Source organism: Mycobacterium sp. IDUB_28 (genome assembly GCF_055419285.1).
Map to the genome: position 1 here is coordinate 344,221 of NZ_JBVAXK010000006.1, position 16,470 is coordinate 360,690.

The 16,470-nt window shown below is 68.5% G+C and carries 16 protein-coding genes; 5 read left to right on the forward strand and 11 right to left on the reverse strand.

Annotated elements, in window-relative coordinates; genetic code table 11:
• Window positions 1-50: 50 nt before the first annotated feature.
• The 4 genes from ACZYZ9_RS15560 to ACZYZ9_RS15575 all read left to right on the forward strand — a co-directional run bounded on the left by ACZYZ9_RS15560 (window position 51) and on the right by ACZYZ9_RS15575 (window position 4,585).
• A complete protein-coding gene (locus ACZYZ9_RS15560) occupies window positions 51-2,144 on the forward strand; it encodes an MMPL family transporter (RefSeq protein ID WP_463827191.1) in 2,094 nt (697 codons plus the stop codon).
• Window positions 2,141-2,620 carry a TspO/MBR family protein gene (locus ACZYZ9_RS15565; RefSeq protein WP_463827136.1) on the forward strand — a complete coding sequence of 160 codons (480 nt, stop codon included), beginning with the start codon at window positions 2,141-2,143 and terminating at the stop codon, window positions 2,618-2,620. The genes ACZYZ9_RS15560 and ACZYZ9_RS15565 overlap by 4 nt, the downstream gene beginning before the upstream one ends.
• An 8-nt stretch (window positions 2,621-2,628) precedes the next feature.
• Window positions 2,629-3,969 carry a cryptochrome/photolyase family protein gene (locus tag ACZYZ9_RS15570; protein ID WP_463827137.1) on the forward strand — a complete coding sequence of 447 codons (1,341 nt, stop codon included), beginning with the start codon at window positions 2,629-2,631 and terminating at the stop codon, window positions 3,967-3,969.
• Between the two features lie 79 nt (window positions 3,970-4,048).
• Window positions 4,049-4,585, forward strand: a complete 537-nt coding sequence (locus ACZYZ9_RS15575) for a DUF4333 domain-containing protein (RefSeq protein ID WP_463827138.1) — start codon at window positions 4,049-4,051, stop codon at window positions 4,583-4,585.
• Between the two features lie 13 nt (window positions 4,586-4,598).
• Here the strand turns inward: ACZYZ9_RS15575 and ACZYZ9_RS15580 are convergent, their stop codons facing one another.
• Both ACZYZ9_RS15580 and ACZYZ9_RS15585 read right to left on the reverse strand, forming a co-directional pair.
• Window positions 4,599-5,231 (reverse strand): hypothetical protein, encoded by a 633-nt coding sequence (locus tag ACZYZ9_RS15580; protein WP_463827139.1) that lies wholly within the window; start codon window positions 5,229-5,231, stop codon window positions 4,599-4,601.
• A gap of 83 nt (window positions 5,232-5,314) precedes the next feature.
• Entirely contained in the window at window positions 5,315-6,052 is a 738-nt protein-coding gene (locus ACZYZ9_RS15585; RefSeq protein ID WP_463827140.1) for an acyltransferase, read from the reverse strand.
• Between the two features lie 111 nt (window positions 6,053-6,163).
• On the opposite strand from ACZYZ9_RS15585, the gene ACZYZ9_RS15590 reads away from it, so the two are divergent.
• The gene (locus ACZYZ9_RS15590) at window positions 6,164-7,423 is read left to right on the forward strand and encodes an outer membrane protein assembly factor BamB family protein (protein ID WP_463827192.1); all 1,260 of its coding nucleotides are present in this window, start codon (window positions 6,164-6,166) and stop codon (window positions 7,421-7,423) included.
• Window positions 7,424-7,471: 48 nt separating this feature from the next.
• On the opposite strand, the gene ACZYZ9_RS15595 is transcribed toward ACZYZ9_RS15590, so the two are convergent.
• The 9 genes from ACZYZ9_RS15595 to ACZYZ9_RS15635 form a co-directional block, all read right to left on the reverse strand.
• Entirely contained in the window at window positions 7,472-8,161 is a 690-nt protein-coding gene (locus tag ACZYZ9_RS15595; RefSeq protein WP_463827141.1) for an esterase, read from the reverse strand.
• A 72-nt stretch (window positions 8,162-8,233) separates the two neighbouring features.
• A complete protein-coding gene (locus ACZYZ9_RS15600; protein WP_463827142.1) occupies window positions 8,234-9,451 on the reverse strand; it encodes a class I SAM-dependent methyltransferase in 1,218 nt (405 codons plus the stop codon).
• Window positions 9,409-10,383 carry a class I SAM-dependent methyltransferase gene (locus tag ACZYZ9_RS15605; RefSeq protein WP_463827143.1) on the reverse strand — a complete coding sequence of 325 codons (975 nt, stop codon included), beginning with the start codon at window positions 10,381-10,383 and terminating at the stop codon, window positions 9,409-9,411. Before ACZYZ9_RS15605 ends, ACZYZ9_RS15600 begins: the two co-directional genes overlap by 43 nt.
• 10 nt (window positions 10,384-10,393) lie before the next feature.
• Window positions 10,394-11,161, reverse strand: coding sequence for an enoyl-CoA hydratase (locus ACZYZ9_RS15610; protein ID WP_463827144.1), 768 nt, complete (start codon window positions 11,159-11,161; stop codon window positions 10,394-10,396).
• On the reverse strand, window positions 11,158-11,976 hold the full coding sequence (locus tag ACZYZ9_RS15615; protein ID WP_463827145.1) for an NUDIX hydrolase: 819 nt from the start codon (window positions 11,974-11,976) through the stop codon (window positions 11,158-11,160). The genes ACZYZ9_RS15610 and ACZYZ9_RS15615 overlap by 4 nt, the downstream gene beginning before the upstream one ends.
• The gene (locus ACZYZ9_RS15620) at window positions 11,973-12,806 is read right to left on the reverse strand and encodes an ABC transporter ATP-binding protein (protein WP_463827146.1); all 834 of its coding nucleotides are present in this window, start codon (window positions 12,804-12,806) and stop codon (window positions 11,973-11,975) included. The genes ACZYZ9_RS15615 and ACZYZ9_RS15620 overlap by 4 nt, the downstream gene beginning before the upstream one ends.
• 58 nt (window positions 12,807-12,864) lie before the next feature.
• The gene (locus ACZYZ9_RS15625; protein ID WP_463827193.1) at window positions 12,865-14,343 is read right to left on the reverse strand and encodes a hydrogenase large subunit; all 1,479 of its coding nucleotides are present in this window, start codon (window positions 14,341-14,343) and stop codon (window positions 12,865-12,867) included.
• Entirely contained in the window at window positions 14,340-15,806 is a 1,467-nt protein-coding gene (locus tag ACZYZ9_RS15630; protein WP_463827147.1) for a proton-conducting transporter transmembrane domain-containing protein, read from the reverse strand. The genes ACZYZ9_RS15625 and ACZYZ9_RS15630 overlap by 4 nt, the downstream gene beginning before the upstream one ends.
• Complete coding sequence (locus tag ACZYZ9_RS15635) at window positions 15,807-16,466, reverse strand: hypothetical protein (RefSeq protein WP_463827148.1); 660 nt, start codon at window positions 16,464-16,466, stop codon at window positions 15,807-15,809.
• Window positions 16,467-16,470 lie beyond the last annotated feature (4 nt).

Here is a 16,470-nt window from a genome sequence, read left to right on the forward strand (position 1 = left end):
ATTCGGCCCTCAGTTCAGTTGATTAATGTTTCAGCGACTGAAATGCTTGGCTGGTGTGGGATAGACTCGCTGCGACAGTGACCGCCCGACGCTCGTGGATTCTCGCGCTAGGGGTCTTTCTGCTGGCGGCCGGTTTCATGGCACTCATCGGTGGGAACGCAGCGGCAAGCCAGGCGCCGTCATCGGTGCCGACAGATTCGGATTCAGCGAAGGTAGCCAAACTGTCCGCCCAGTTTCCCGGTGGCGACCAGGTACCGCTGATCGTGGTGGTCAGCAGTCCCGAGGCCGGTGCACCCGACCCCGCCGCGCTGCAGCGCGCGACCGAACAGGCCCGCGATCGGATGCGTGCCGTCGCCCGACCGGCAACGGCTCCGGTGCCCGCATTCGTCTCGGCTGACGCCAAGGCAGGCATCGGGGTGGTGCCGATCAGTGCCGGCCTTTCCGGACTGGACCTGCACGATGCTGTCGCCACGTTGCGCACCGCAGCCAACAATGGCTTGCCCGAAGGATTTTCGGCTCATGTCACCGGCGGGCCGGCCTTCGGTGCCGACATCGCCAACGCGTTCAGCAATGCCAACATCACCCTGCTGATTGTGACCGCCGCCGTGGTGGCGTTCCTGCTGATCGCCACTTACCGCTCGCCGGTGCTGTGGCTGGTACCGCTGACTGTGATCGGCTTGGCTGACCGGGTCGCGGCGGCGGTGGGAACCGCGGTGGCGTCCATGACCGGCCTCAGTTTCGACGGGGCGACGTCCGGAATCACCAGCGTGCTGGTCTTCGGCGCCGGCACCAACTACGCGCTGCTACTGATTTCGCGCTACCGGCAGGAACTTCGGCTGCACGCCGAGCACCGCGACGCGCTACGCCGAGCCGTCCGGACGGCCGGTCCGGCGATCGTGGCCAGCAATGCCACCGTGGTGCTGGCGCTGCTCACCTTGATTTTCGCCGTCACACCGAGCACCCGCAGTCTGGGCGCGCTCGCGGCGTGCGGTCTGGTCGTCGCCGCGGTCTCGGTGCTGGTGTTGCTGCCACCCCTGCTGGCGCTGTTCGGACGGCGGCTGTTCTGGCCGTTCATCCCGCAACCCGACCACACCACCGCCGTCGATACCGGACTCTGGCACCGGGTTGCCGCACACGTCGCCCGTCGACCGGCACTGGTCGCGTCCACCACGATCCTGCTGCTGGCCGTGCTGGCGACCGGGCTGTTCACCGTGCGCATCGGCCTTTCCCAGACCGAACAGTTTCGCGTCACAGCGGATTCGGTGACCGGGTTCGACATCGTCGCGGCGCATTTCCCGGCCGGTTCGGCCAATCCGACTGAAGTCATCGCCCCCACCGCAGAGTCCGCCCGGGTGCAGCAGGCCATCTCCGCCACCCCCGGCGTCGTCTCGGCCGAACCTGCAGGCGCTCCGGCGGCGGGGTTGAGCAGATGGTCGGTGGTGATCGACGCCCCGCCGTCCTCCCCGCAAGCATTCAACACCATTGCCGCGCTGCGGCATTCGACCAAATCCGTGACCTCGGCGGCTTTGGTCGGCGGACCCGACGCCCAGGCCCTCGACGTGCGCGATGCCGCGACCCGCGACCGGACGGTGCTGATTCCGGCGATCCTCACGGTCATCCTGTTGGTGCTCTACGTCCTGTTGCGGTCGGCCCTGGCGCCGCCGATGTTGCTGGCGGCGACCATCCTGGGCGCGCTGGCTGCACTCGGTCTCGGCGGTTGGTCGAGTATGCAGGTGTTCGGGTTTCCCGCCCTGGACAACACCACTCCGCTCTACGCGTTCCTGTTCCTGGCCGCACTGGGCGTCGACTACACCATCTTCCTCGTCACCCGCGCTCGCGAGGAGGCCGCCGGCCACGGGGCCCGGGACGGAATGGTCCGTGCCGTGTCGGCCACCGGCGGGGTGATCACCAGCGCGGGAATTGTGCTGGCTGCGGTCTTTTGCGTGCTCGGCGTGCTGCCGCTGATCGTGATGACCCAACTGGGCATCATCGTCGGTCTCGGCATCCTGCTGGACACCTTCATCGTGCGCACGCTGGTTATCCCCGCACTGTTCGCGCTGAGCGGGGACCGCATCTGGTGGCCGGCGGCCGTCTGGCGAACCCGACCCGACGTCGAGGGTCAAAACCGAAGGGAATCAACGTGAATAAGTCAACTCTGGCCGGGACCGGACTGGCCGTCGCCGCGGCGGCCGGCACCGGCGCCATCGCAAGTCCGGGCCGAACGCCGTTGTGGTACGCCCGAATTCGCAAGCCGCGTTATCAGCCACCCAGCGTGGTGTTCCCGGTGGCCTGGACCGCCCTCTACACCGACATCGCGACCACCTCCGCGGTGGCCATCGACCGGTTCCGTGCGGCCGGGCAGCCGGACAAGGCCCGCCGGTACGCCACCGCGCTGGGCATCAACCTGGTGCTCAACGCCGGTTGGAGCTGGTTGTTCTTCCACCACCACAAACTAGGTGCCGCCGCCCTGGGTGCCGCCGCACTCACGGCCAGCAGCACCGATCTCGCCAGACGCGCCGCCGAAGCCGATCCCCGCGCCGGACTGGCGCTGGCGCCGTATCCGCTGTGGTGCGGGTTCGCCACCGTGCTGTCCACCCACATCTGGCGACTCAACCGTTAGGAGGCGTCATGCCCACCCTGTTGTGGTTTCGACGGGACCTGAGGCTGCGCGATCACCCGGCACTGGCCGCCGCGGCCCAGAACGACGCGGCCGGCGAGGTGCTCGCCTGCTTCGTGCTCGATCCCCGGCTGGAGGCATCCTCCGGGCCGCGCCGGCTGCAGTTCCTCGGCGACTCACTGCGACAGCTCAGCAGCGACCTCGACGGTCGCCTGCTGGTGGTGCGCGGCCGGCCGGAGCAGCGAATTCCCGAGATCGTCACGAAGATCGATGCCTCCGCAGTACACATCACCGAAGACTTCGCGCCGTTCGGCCGCCGCCGCGATGACAAGGTGCGCGCTGCACTGGATTCGGTTCCGCTGGTGGCCACGGGATCTCCGTATCTCGTCTCGCCCGGACGGATCACCAAGGACGACGACACCCCGTACAAGGTGTTCACCCCGTACTTCAGCCGGTGGCGCGACGCGGGATGGCGGGACCCAGCCAGAACCGGTGCCGAATCCGCACACTGGCTCGACCCGTCGGCAGTCAAGATCAGGACGTGCGAGATTCCGGACCGCGGCGTCGAACTCGACCTGAAAGCCGGTGAAGCGGCCGCACTCTCGCAGTGGTCGGCATTCATCGACGACGGCATTTCGCGTTACGAGACCGATCGCAACCGGCCGGATCTGCCCGGCACCAGCCGGATGTCGGCGCACCTGAAGTTCGGCACCATCCACCCCCGGACCATGGTCGCGGATCTGAACCTGCGCCGTAAAGGCGACTCAGCGTACCTGCGGGAGTTAGCGTTCCGGGATTTCTACGCCGCGGTACTGCATCACTGGCCGCACAGCGTCTGGTGGAACTGGAACAGCGACTTCGACGCCATCCAAACCGACACCGACGCTCAGGCCGAGCGCCGGTTCGAGGCCTGGAAAGCCGGCCGGACCGGATACCCGATGGTCGATGCCGCGATGCGGCAGTTGCGCGAGACCGGGTTCATGCACAACCGGGCGCGGATGATCGTAGCCTCCTTCCTGGTCAAAGATCTGCACCTGCCGTGGCAGTGGGGCGCGGCCTGGTTCCTGGAGCAACTCGTCGACGGCGACATGGCCAACAACCAGCACGGGTGGCAGTGGTGCGCGGGCTCCGGCACCGATGCCGCCCCCTACTTCCGGGTGTTCAATCCCACCACCCAGGGTGAAAAGTTCGATCCTGCAGGCGATTACATCCGCCGCTGGGTGCCTGAGCTGGATGCCGCGGCCGATGCGCATCTGCGGAAGGGGGACCGCCCGGCCAGCTATCACGAACCGATAGTCGACCATGCCGCCGAACGGACCGAGGCGCTGCGCCGTTACAGCAACATCAGCTGAAGGCTTGGGCAAAGGCTGTGCGCCGTGCCATTATCAGCCGGTTCACGGTTTCAACGGTCGCCAGACCCCGGAGGGTGGTATGAGCCAGTCGCTGTGTCGGATGTTGATCGTCTCTGGCGCCGCAGCCGGTCTGGTGCTCGGCGCAGGCGCCTGCCACTCCTCTGACGGTGACTCGCGCGCTCGCGAGGTGGACAGGCATGTGCTGGAGAACGAGATCGCATCGCACATGACCGACTCCAGCACCGACAAGCCGCAGGCGGTGGCCTGTCCGGCCGGTCTGCCGGCCAAGGTGGGGGCACAGGTCAAATGCAAGATGAAGATCGACGGCCCACCCGACGAGGTCAACGTCACCGCCACCGTCACCAACATCGACGGCAAGACGGTGATCTACCACTTCCTGAAATCAATCGATCAGGATCGGGTCGCCAAGATGATCCGCAACAAGCAACGCAACGAGTCGGTCACGTGTCCCGAGGAATTGAAGGGTCTGGTCGGCACCAAACTGCGGTGCCAACTCATCAACGGCAACAGAACATTCGGCGTCAACGTGGTGGTCACCGACGTGCCCGGACCCCGGGTCAACTTCAACTTCGAAATCGACGACCAGCCCCAGTGAAATCCGGCCGTGGTCAGGCCGGCAGGTTCTTCTTGATGGTCGCGTCCTGCTTCTGCGCCACCGCGGTGGCGAAATCGACAGGTGCGGCGTCGCCGGGGGGACCTTCGAAATGCAGCGTGACGGACGCCTTGCCTTCGGTGAACACCAGCAGCGTCACGGCTTTGGATTTGTCCGGCGAGGTGCCCAGCACCACCGTCCCGCCGTTACCGACCGCCACGGGTTGGGGGGTGCCGTCGATCACCCAGTTGTTCAGCGTCCCCGTCGTGCCGTTCATCGCTTCGACCGCAGCCGCAGCATCCGGCAGGACGGCGATGCTGACACTGATGATGTTGTCGCCCTTGGCATTCCGGAACGTGCCGTCCACGCCGGGGTTACCACTGGACGGGGTGGGCGGCTGCCCGACCTCGAGCGGGTCACCCGAGAGCGCCTGTAGGTCGCTCAGCGGTACCAGCAAGTTCGTGTAGTCGGTGGGCGCGACCGTGCCCGACGTCGCAGCGGGCGACGAACTGGCGCTGCCCGAGCCGGCGGCCGATGTGGTCGTCGACGAAGCCGGCGCCTTTTCGTCCTTGCTGTCACACGCGGGGACCAACGCGCCAAGGGCTATCGCCGCGGCCGCACTCAGCACCGCAATGGTCGGCGTCTTCATTGGCGCTCCCGTCATCTGTTGTCGATTCGACCACCGTTGATCGAACAGCATGGCGGGCGGCACCGCAACCGCGGCAACCCGGACTAGCGCGACGCCTTCTTACGCTCGATGTCGGCGAGGGCGGCAGCGAGTTCGGCGCGCTGCGCCGCAGAGGTCTCCCACGACAATTTCCGGTTCTTGACCACCTTGGCCGGGGCGCCGACTGCGATCGAATAGTCCGGGACGACGCCGCGCACCACCGCATGCGAACCCAGCACACAACCCCGTCCGACAGAGGTACCGCGCAACACCGAAACCTTCACCCCCACCCAGGTGTCCGGTCCGATGCGCACCGGCGACTTGATGATGCCCTGATCCTTGATCGGCAGCGTGATGTCGTCCATCCGGTGGTCGAAATCGCAGACATAACACCAGTCGGCCATCAACGCGGACTCGCCGAGCTCGATGTCCAGGTAGCAATTGATGACGTTGTCGCGTCCCAGGACCACCTTGTCGCCGAACCGCAGCGATCCTTCGTGCGCGCGGATGGTGTTCTTGTCGCCGATGTGCACCCACCGGCCGAACTCCAGCTGGGCCAGCTCGGGCGTGCAGTGGATTTCCACACCTTTGCCCAGGAACACCATCCCCCGGGTGATGATGTGCGGGTTCTGCAGCTTGAACTTCAGCAGCCGCCAATACCGCACCAGGTACCACGGCGTGTAGGCCTTGTTGCGCAACACCCATTTCAGCGACGCCAGCGTCAGGAAATTGGCTTGGCGGGGGTCTCTAAGCTGGGCGCCACGCCACCGGCGGTGCAGCGGAGCTCCCCACATGCTCGTCATGGCCCGAAAGCCTACCCGTGGAGTTACGGGTTACCCTCACCTGTACTCGGTCTCTGCTTGCCACTGAAGGATTGCCGAAAGGAAAGAGTGCTCGTCCGACGTCTCCTGGCAATCGTTGCAGCAGCCGTGCTCACCATCGGCCTCGGCGGATGCGGCAATACCGATTCGTGGGTGAACGCAGCGCCCGCACCGGGCTGGCCCGCGCAGTACGGCGACGCCGCCAACAGCAGCTACACCGCGACGGCCGGTGCCACCAAGCTCAGCCTGCGCTGGACCCGTTCGGTCAAGGGCAGCTTGGCAGCCGGTCCGGCACTGGGTGCGCGAGGCTTTCTCGCCCTGAATGCGCAGACACCCGGCGGTTGCTCCGTCATGGAGTGGGAAATCGGCAACGGGCGCCAGCGCTGGTGCATCCGGCTGATCCAGGGTGGCGGTTTCGGCGGGCCGCTCTTCGACAGCTTCGACAACCTGTACGTCGGTCAGCCGGGCGCGATCATCTCCTTTCCGCCGACGCAGTGGACTCGCTGGCGCGAACCTGTCATCGGAATGCCCAACACCCCAAGACTTTTGGGTGACGGCCACCTGCTGGTCAGCACCCACCTGGGCCAGCTGCTGGTCTTCGACACCCATCGGGGCGCCGTGGTCGGCAGCTCGCTGGATCTGGTGGAGGGTGTCGACCCCGCCGACGCCACACGCGGGCTGGCCGACTGCGCCCCGGCCCGCCCGGCCTGCCCGGTCGCGGCGGCTCCCGCGTTCTCCGCGGCCACCGAGACGGTGGTGATCGGCGTGTGGCAGCCGGGAGCTCCCACAGCGGGTCTGGTCGGCCTGAAGTACCACGGGGGGCAGCTCACCCGGGAGTGGACCAGCGACGCCGTCGGCGGTGGCGCGCTGGCCAGTCCGGTGTTGTCCGCGGACGGATCAACCATCTACGTCAACGGCCGCGACCAACGGTTGTGGGCGTTGCATGCTGCCGACGGCAAACCCAAATGGTCTGCGCCGCTGGGGTTTCTGGCGCAGACACCACCGTCGGTCTCCCCGCAGGGGCTGATCGTGGCCGGCGGTGGCCCCGACGCCCGGCTGGTCACCTTCCGGGATGCCGGCGAGCACGCCGAGGTGCTGTGGCGGCGCGAGGATGTCACTCCGCTGTCGACGTCGACGCTGGCCGGTGACAGCGTGGCGTACACGGTCACCGCCCCGCATGAGGGCGAGCCCGGCATGTCGGTCCTGATCTTCGACCCGACCAACGGACACACGACTTCCAGCTATCCGCTCCCGGCGGCCACCGGATCTCCGGTCGGGGTCGCGGTCGGTAAGGACCGCCGCGTGGTGGTTACCACCAGCGACGGTCAGGTCTACACCTTCGACCCGGCCTAGGCCCGGGATCGTCCCTGGTCGGCGCGGCCCATCCGGGCTCCCGCGGACCTAGACGGCCAGCGGCGGGATCGCGCTGCGCGGCACCTGGACCTGAGTGGCGCCGGCGAACGACGGCAACAGCTCGCCCTGGGCGAAGTAGAAGATCACGGCGTCATCGGTGATCGCGAAGTTCTGATAGTTGGTGGGGTCGTGACCGGCCCCGGGCGACACTCCCCCGCCCATCCCGCTCTGGTGTTCCAGTTCGCGTTGCACGATCGGGAAGATGGCGTCCAGTGGATTGCTGTTCGGCGGAAACAATGTGTCGAAGGTGATCGGCTGCTTGGTGTTCAGGTTGTAGTTGAAAGCCTTGTACCAGTTGGACGGCCGGGCCCCGCCGACGTCCTGGAAGAACTTCAGCACCACGCTGCGGGTGCGCGGCGGCAGGCCGGAGCTGTGCTGCTCGTTGGTGGCATCCATCTGGTAGGGCTGGTCGCGCCGTCCTGATCCCTGCGCGACGTTGACGAAGCCGTCGCGATTCTGCGTGATGTAGTCGGTCAGCGCCTGCTGGTCGGGATAGTCGACGGGGAACGTGAGGTCCAGCGTGTAGGTGGCACCGGACTGGTGGATGTGGCAGATCTGGGCGCCCTCGACCGCGCCACCCAGACTCGCGCACGACGGCGGCGCGGCGGCGGTGTCGGAGGCCGGCCAGCCCGCCAGCGCCACGACAGCCAGCGTCGCGGCGGCAACTAGATAACGCATCGTCGTCACTGTCCTCGAGATCAAAATGGCGGTGATGCCATATCGAGATAATCGCCGTCAGCGTACCCGGCGTTACCGGGAGGGCCGGCAAACGTATGCCACCGCGGCGCCGCCGGCCCGCGCACCGATGCGAGTGATGACGACCGACAGCGGTTCGCCGCCCCGCAACCGCATCCGGCGGCGCAACGCGTCGGGATCCACCGCGACACCGCGGACCAGGATTTCCAGCGCGCCGCAGTCCCGCGCGGACAGCGCCCGGCGCAACTGCCGCTCGTCGAACGCCACCTGTTCGAGCACCTCGAACCCCCGTACGCCCGGCGGCAGTCGGTCTCCGGACAGGTAGGCGATGTCGGGGTCGAGCTGCCACAGCCGGTGCCGGGTGGCGTAGTGGCGGACCAGCCCGGCCCGCACGACCGCGCCGTCGGGGTCGACGATCCACCGCCCTACCGGCCGGACCCGACAGTCGTCGGCGTCGGCCGAGGTGATCTGCTCGGCACGGTCCAGGATGGTGGCGCGGCGCCGTACGCCCGCCTCGGCCAGCCCGCCCCACCACAGGCAGGCCTCCCGCACCGAACCGCGGTAGGAGGTCACCTCCACCTCGCCGTCGAACCCGAGCCGGCCCACCTGGTCGAAATCGATTCCCGGCGCGCACTTCACGGCCAGATCCCGGCCGCGGTAACGCTGCAACACCTGATCGAGCGCCGGTTGGTAGTCGCGGGGGTCGAATCGGCGCCGGCCACCACCGCGCCGCGCCGGGTCGACGACGACGGCCGCGTCGCGGCTGACCGGGTGCAGCGCATCGGCACGGCACAGGTAGGCGTGCTCACCCAGGTTGTGGCCGGCCATGGCCAGCCGGACCGGGTCGATGTCGCTGCCGATGACCCGCGTCGCCACACCGCGCAAAGCAGCCAGCTCGGTGCCGATGGAACAGGTCACGTCGTGCACGACGCGCCCGGCCAGGCGGGCGGCCCGGTGCAGCGCGACGGGTGCCGCGGTGGCCTGCTGCAACGCCTCGTCGGTGCATAGCCAGCCCGCGACATCGCCCAGCGCGCCCAGCTTCTGCTGCGCTTTGCGGCGCAGCAGCGTCGTCTCCACCAGCACCGCAGCGCGGTCACCGAAGCGGGCGCGCACCGCGGAGACATCGGTGATCCGGGTGGCGTCGCTCAACTCCAGCTCGGCGACCACCGCAAGCGCGGCGGCACCGGACTCCGACCGCAGATAACGGACGGCGTCCAGGTCGAAAAGGCTCAGGAGGGTTTGACCCCGGTGATCATCACGTTGTAGAACCACCCCTTCGGCGCCACGTGGCGCCACACGTTGGCGTCCACCCAGCTCAGCGCCTTCCAGCCGTTGAACGCGAACTTCGCCCAACCCCAACCCAGACGCCCGGGCGGCACCGAGGCCTCGAAGGTGCGAACCGGCCAGCCGAACATGGCCGCGGTGAACTCCTCGCTGGCGGTCTCAACCTGGACCGCGCCAGCGTTGGCGGCCATCTGCTCGAGGTCTTCCGGTGCGAAGGTGTGCAGGTCGACGACCGCTTCCAGGGCCGCGGCCCGCGACGATTCGTCGAGCTCCTCCTGGGGTCGCCGCCAGCCGGCCAGGCCGGGCAGCTTGGTGATGTTGGTGGCGACCCGCCACGTCAACGTGGAGAGCTCGCGCGCGTAGACATTGCCGATCGAGGTCGGCTCCCCGGCGAACACGAACCGCCCGCCCGGCTTGAGCACCCGGATCACCTCGCGCAGGGACAGTTCGACGTCGGGGATGTGGTGCAGGACGGCGTGCCCGACCACCAGGTCGAAGGTGTCGTCGTCGTACGGGATGCCTTCGGCGTCGGCGACGCGACCGTCGATGTCCAGACCCAGCGACTGGCCGTTGCGGGTGGCGACCTTGACCATGCCGGGCGAGAGATCGGTGACCGATCCGCGGCGGGCCACGCCGGCCTGGATCAGGTTGAGCAGGAAGAAGCCGGTGCCACAACCCAACTCCAGGGCGCGGTCGTACGGCAACTCGTTGATCACCTCGTCGGGCACGATCGCGTCGAATCGGCCGCGCGCGTAGTCGATGCAGCGCTGGTCATACGAGATCGACCACTTGTCGTCGTAGCTCTCGGCTTCCCAGTCGTGGTAGAGCACCTGGGCGAGTTTGCTGTCGTGACGTGCGGCGGCCACCTGCTCCGCGGTCGCGTGCGGATTGGGCGCGGGGACCTCAGTACTCCTCGTCATGCAGGGCAGCCTAACGGGCGCGGTGACTGCCCGCGGTCCGGGCGCCCTGACCAGCGGCGAACACCTCGACGTACCGGCGTTGTTCGGCGGCCAACCGCTCGGCTTCCGACGGCGCGCCGTACACGTCGTTGATCCCGGCCTTGGCCGCTGCCAGAGCCGGCGCCGGACCGTCCAGGAAGCGTCTGGCCCAATCCGCCGCCGCGTCGTAGACGTGGTCGGGGGCCACCATGTCGTCGATCAGGCCCAGCGCCAGCGCCTCCTCGGCGTCGAAGAAACGCCCGCTGAACACCAGTTCCTTGGCCCGGCTGGAGCCGACGACGTGAGTGAGCCGGGCCATCCCGCCGCCGCCGGGCACCAGGCCGGCCAGGATCTCGGTCGCGCCGAACTTCACGTTGTCGCCGCTCACCCGCCAGTCCGCGGCCAGGGCCAGCGTCAGGCCGGCGCCCAGCGCGTAGCCGGTGATGGCGGCGACGGTGGGTTTGGGGATGGCGGCAACCGCGTCGATCGCGTCGCACCGGACCTGTGCTGCGGTACCGGCTTCGGCGGCGTCCAGGGTCTGCAACTCGGGCATGTCGTCACCGGCGGTGAAGATGTCGTGACCACCGAACAGGATCACCGCGGCGACGTCGTCGCGGCGGCCCAGTTCGTCGGCGGCGGCGATGATCTCCCGGTACACCTGCCGGGTCAGCCCGTTGGTCGGTGCCCGCGACAGCAGCAGCATGGCCAGCCCAGCATCCTGCGAGCCGTCACTGACCACCACGCTCACGAATTCGCTCAAAGCGGCCAGTCCATGAAGCCGCCCGCTGTGCGTGCCTGGTGATAACGGTCGGAGTCGAAGAACTCGAACACCCAGTTGTCGCCGCGCTTTTCCAGCAGCGGCTGGACCGCGACGATCTGCCGCTCCACGGCCAGCACGTCGGCGACGGTCCGACCGGCCAGCGCGTCCAACTGCGTCCACGTAGGCGGCAGCAGCACGTTGCGGCCGGCTTCGAAATCGGCGATGGTGTCCTGCGGCAGCGCCCATTCGGCCCGGTCGGACTCGGTGTTCTCGCCGTCGGCGCGCTGTCCCTCCGGCAGCGCCGCGACGAAGAAGTAGGTGTCGTAGCGCCGGGTGCGCTCGGCTTCCGGGGTCACCCAATTCGCCCAGGGCCGCAACAGATCGGCGCGCAACACCAGGTTCTCCCGACGCAGGAAGTCGGCGAAGGACAGCGTGTGGTCGGCCAGGGCACGACGAGCGTCGCCGTACACCGAGGCGTCGCCGACGATGCCGTCCGGATCGTCGGCCGGCCCGGCGAACAACACACCGGACTCCTCGAAGGTTTCCCGCGCCGCGGCACAGACCAGCGCCTCAGCCAGGTCGGTGGCGATGCCGAACCGGTCGGCCCACCACTGCGGCGGCGGTCCCGCCCAGCCGATATCGGCGTTGCGGTCGCGGTCGTCGACCCCGCCGCCGGGAAAGACGATCACCCCGGGGGCGAACTCCATCTGCGAGTGCCGGCGCATCAGGAAGACGTTCAGGCCGGCGGGCGCATCGCGCACCAGCATCACCGTCGACGCCGGGCGCGGTGTCAGGGGCACCTGTGGTTCGTTCACTGTTGTCTCCGATGGGCTGCTCGCGCGCGGACCCGGCGCGCAAAGTACCGGCCGTCCACCACGTCCAGCGCGATCCGCTGTCCGAATGCCGCGGACAGGTTCTCGGCGGTCAGCACGTCCGGCAGCAGACCCGAGGCGACCACCTGCCCTTCCGACAGCAACAGGCAGTGACTGAAACCCGGCGGCACCTCTTCGACGTGATGAGTCACCAGCACCTGCGCCGGCGCGTCGGGGTCGGCGGCCAGGTCGGTCAGCCGCGCCACCAGCTCCTCACGGCCCCCGAGGTCCAGGCCGGCGGCGGGCTCGTCCAGCAGCAGCAGTTCGGGGTCAGTCATCAGAGCGCGGGCGATCAGCACCCGTTTGCGCTCCCCCTCGGACAACGTGCCGTAGCGGCGGTCGGACAGGTGCTCGGCGCCCAGGCTCTCCAGGGTGTCCAGCGCGCGCCGGTAGTCCAGCTCCTCGTAGGCCTCCCGCCACCGCCCCAGCACCGAATAGCCGGCCGAGACCACCAGGTCACGCACCACTTCGTTGTCGGGCACCCGCTGCGCCAGCGACGACGAGCTCAGGCCGATCCGCGATCGCAGTTCGGAGACGTCGACGCGGCCCAGCCGCTCCCCCAGCACGAACGCGACACCGGTCGACGGGTGCTCGGTGGCGGCGGCGATGCGCAGCAACGATGTCTTGCCGGCCCCGTTCGGGCCGATGATCACCCAGCGCTCGTCGAGTTCGACCGCCCAGTCCAGCGGGCCCACCAGCGTGCGTCCGCCCCGGCGCAGCGACACGTTCCTGAAGTCGATCAGCAGATCGGGATCGGCGTCCAGTTCGGCCACCCGATTATGGTGCCGTACCGGGGCACCGCCTCGGTTGCCGGGTCGCCCTCCCCGGGAGCTACAGATCGTTGCCGGCATAGGACAGGTTGAAACTCTTATTGGCCAGCGGAAAGTCCGCGACGATCGTGTCGGCCATCGCGACCGGCAGGGCCGGCCAGTTGAACCAGGACGGGTCCACCACCTTGCACCGCGTGATCGCCCCGGCGGAGGCGTCGATCTCGACCCGGTGCACCACCGTGCCGCGCCACCCTTCCACGATCCCGACGCCGCTGCCGCCGGTTTCGGGCAGCGACGCCTGATACCGCAGCGGGCCGTCCTGCTGCTCGAGCACGGCACAGAGCAACGCGACCGACGCCGCGAACTCGTCGCGCCGAACCAGGTAGCGGGCCAGCACGTCACCGTCGGTGCGCATCACCGTGGTGACGGGCAATGCCATCGTCGGATGATCGACGCGCGCGTCGGTGCCGATGCCGCTGGCGCGCGCCACGTATCCCAGGCACCCCATGGCGCGGGCGTCCGCCCCGGCCAGCACCGCGGTCTCGGCGAACCGGTCGTAGATCCCGGAGTTGCGCAGCGTCAATTCGCTGATCTCGGCCACCTCGCGGGCCAGTGCGCGCAATTCCCCGGTATCGGGAAGCGCTTGCAGGACAACACCTCCGGGGGTGACGGTGCCGCGCAACAACCGGTGGCCGGCCACGCGTCCGTTGATGCGCAACAGGCGCTCACGGATGCGCTGGGCATGGGCGTTGGCCAGCGCGAAACCCACATCGCTGGCCAGTGCGCCCAGATCGCCGGCGTGATTGTAGAGACGCTCGAGTTCGACCAGCACCGCGCGCAGCGCGTGCACGGGTTGCGGGACCTCGATTCCCAGCGCCTCCTCCACCGCAAGGCTGTACGCCAGGGCGTGCGCGACTGCGCTGTCGCCGCTGACACGTCCGGCCAGTTCGACGCCGGCGTCGACGGGCCGGCCCTCGAAGAGCTTTTCGATCCCCCGGTGTACGAACCACAGTCGCGCCTTGAGCCGCAGCACGGATTCACCGATCATGGAGAACCGGAAGTGGCCCGGCTCGATCAGGCCGGCATGTACGGGTCCGACCGGAATCTCGTACACCCCCGGCCCGTCGACGTCCACGAACGGAAACCCGCCTACCGTCGCGAACTCCGGTGGCCGTCCGGCGGCACGCCGCATCGGATGCCAGTCCTGCGGCCAGTGCGCGTGTTTGACCAGCCGTCGCGGCTGCGGATGTCCTTGGGGCACAACCCCGTACAGATCCATCATCTCCCGCTCGAAGCGGCCCGCCGGGATGGACAGGTGTCCCAGCGACGGCACCGACGGGTTGTTCTTACCGGTGGTCAGGGTGAGCTCGACCCGGCGGTCCGGCCGGGCGGCCAGCAACAGGTAGACCACGCGCAGGCAGTCGCCGTCGTCGTGGGCGGCCACCAGGGCCAGCCGAAACCCGTTGTCCAGCAACTCCCCTACGGCTTGCGCCAGTTCACCGGCAGGGACCTCGCGGCGCAGTCTCTGCGGCTGCATCAGCCCACACCGAACTGGCCGGCGGCCGTGGTGAACAGTCCGGTCAGCGGACCCGCGGTCACGCCCAGCGCCAGTGACACCAAGATCCCGGTGACCAGGGCGGCCGAAACCGTGGCGGGCACGGCGATCGGCGGCGCGCCCGGGTCCGGCGCGCCCAATAGGATGCGCTGAGCCTTGCCGATCAGCGCCGCGAATGCAACCACCATCAGCAGCAGCGCGACCCCGAGCACCCAGGACAGCCGCGCGTCGGCCAGCGACCGGGCGATGGATACCTCGCTGGCGAACATCGCGAACGGCGGCAATCCCAGCAGGGCGACGATTCCGACAGCGAACGCCAGACCGATCAGCCGGGACCGCGCCAGCACGGCACGGATGTCGTCGATGGCCGACGAGTCGTGCGCGGCCTGCAACTGCCCACCGGCCAGGAACAGCACCGTCTTACCGACGCCGTGGGCCAGCACGTGCAACAGCAGGGCGGCGATCGCCAGCTTGGTTCCCGCGGCGGCGGCCACCGCGATCAGCCCCATGTTCTCCATCGACGAATAGGCGAGCATGCGTTTGAGATCGGTTGCGACGGTGAGTAACAATGCGGCGATCAATACCGTGGCCAGCCCGACGGTCAACAGTCCGGCGCGCAGGAATCCCGGGCCCACCGCGGCGTCGACGATCGGCCGCAGCCGGATCAGCACCGAGAACGCCACCGAGAGCAGCACCCCGCTCATCAACGCCGATACCGGCGCTGGCGCCTGGCTGTGCGCGTCGGCCAGCCAGCCGTGGAACGGCACCAGCCCCACCTTGGCTCCGTACCCGATCAGCAGCAGACCGCCGGCCAGGCGGGTCACCGCCGGGTTGAGGTGTGCGCCGAGGGCAGCCAGGACGTCGAGGTTCAGCGCGCTCACCGCGTCGGCACCACTGTGCAGGGCGGCGAAGTACAGCAGCACCGTGCCGAGGAAAGCCACCGCGATTCCGACCGAGCAGATCACCACGTACTTCCAGGTGGCCTCCAGCGCCGTGGCGGTACGGCGATGCCCCACCAGAAACGCAGTGATCACCGTGGTTGCCTCGATCGCAACCCAGATCACGCCGATGTTGTTGGCCGACACCGCAACTGCCATGGCGGCCAGGAACGCCGGGACCAGGGTTCCGTAGCGTCGCGCGTCGCGGTGGTCGGTATGACCGTGGGCGAGTTCGGCGTCGATGTAGCCGATGCTCGCCCAAGTGGCCAGGGTGCCGACGACACCGATGACGATCAGCATGGTCAGCGACAACGCGTCGGTGCGCAGCACACCGCCGAGCGCGAGGTGCTGTCGGGCACCGGTCAGCACCGCCAGCGTCACAGCGCCGACCAGGATGACCACGGCGGACAGCATGGTCAGCACGGCGGTGACCCGCCGCCATCCGCCCACCAGCGCGATCAGCGCGGCGATCACGGGCGCCAGTATCGGCGCCAGAATCACGCCCGTCATCTAGTCTCGCAATCTCTGCAGCCGGTCCAGTTCGGCACCGCCGAAGGTGCGCCGCAGCCGGCCGGTCAACACCCCCAGCACGATCAGCGCGAACAGCACATCCAGCGAGGCGCCCAGTTCCACGATCAGTGGCACCCCGGCGGTGAGCAGGAACGCCGTCGCCGTGATTCCGTTGTCCAGCATCAGAAATCCCGCGGCCTGCGAGATGGCGTGCTGGCGGGTGACCATCACGAACAGAGCGATCAACACGACCGCGAATCCGGCCGGTGCGGTTGACACCGCCGCGTCGGGATACAGGTCGACCAGTGGCCGGGTGACGGCCAGCGCGATCACCGTCAGCACCGCCGCCATCAGCAGCGAGGCGGTGGTGTTCACCAACGGTGTCGCCTCACGCTGGTGATATTGCTCGGCGCCCAGTGCACGCGCCAGCAGCACCGGCAGCACCACCCCGCGCAGCGCGATCAGCGCCACCCCGACCGCGAGGAGCTCCCAATGATGCTGCCGCACAGCAAGAATTACCGGGATGGCGCCGAGCGCGACGCCCTGCAGCGCCAGCAGCCGCACGATGGAACGCAGGTCGCGTCGCCAGACGATCAACACCGCGGCCAGCACCAGCCCACCCGGTGCCAGGTCGAGCACCTCGACGAAAGTATCGGTCACGTCA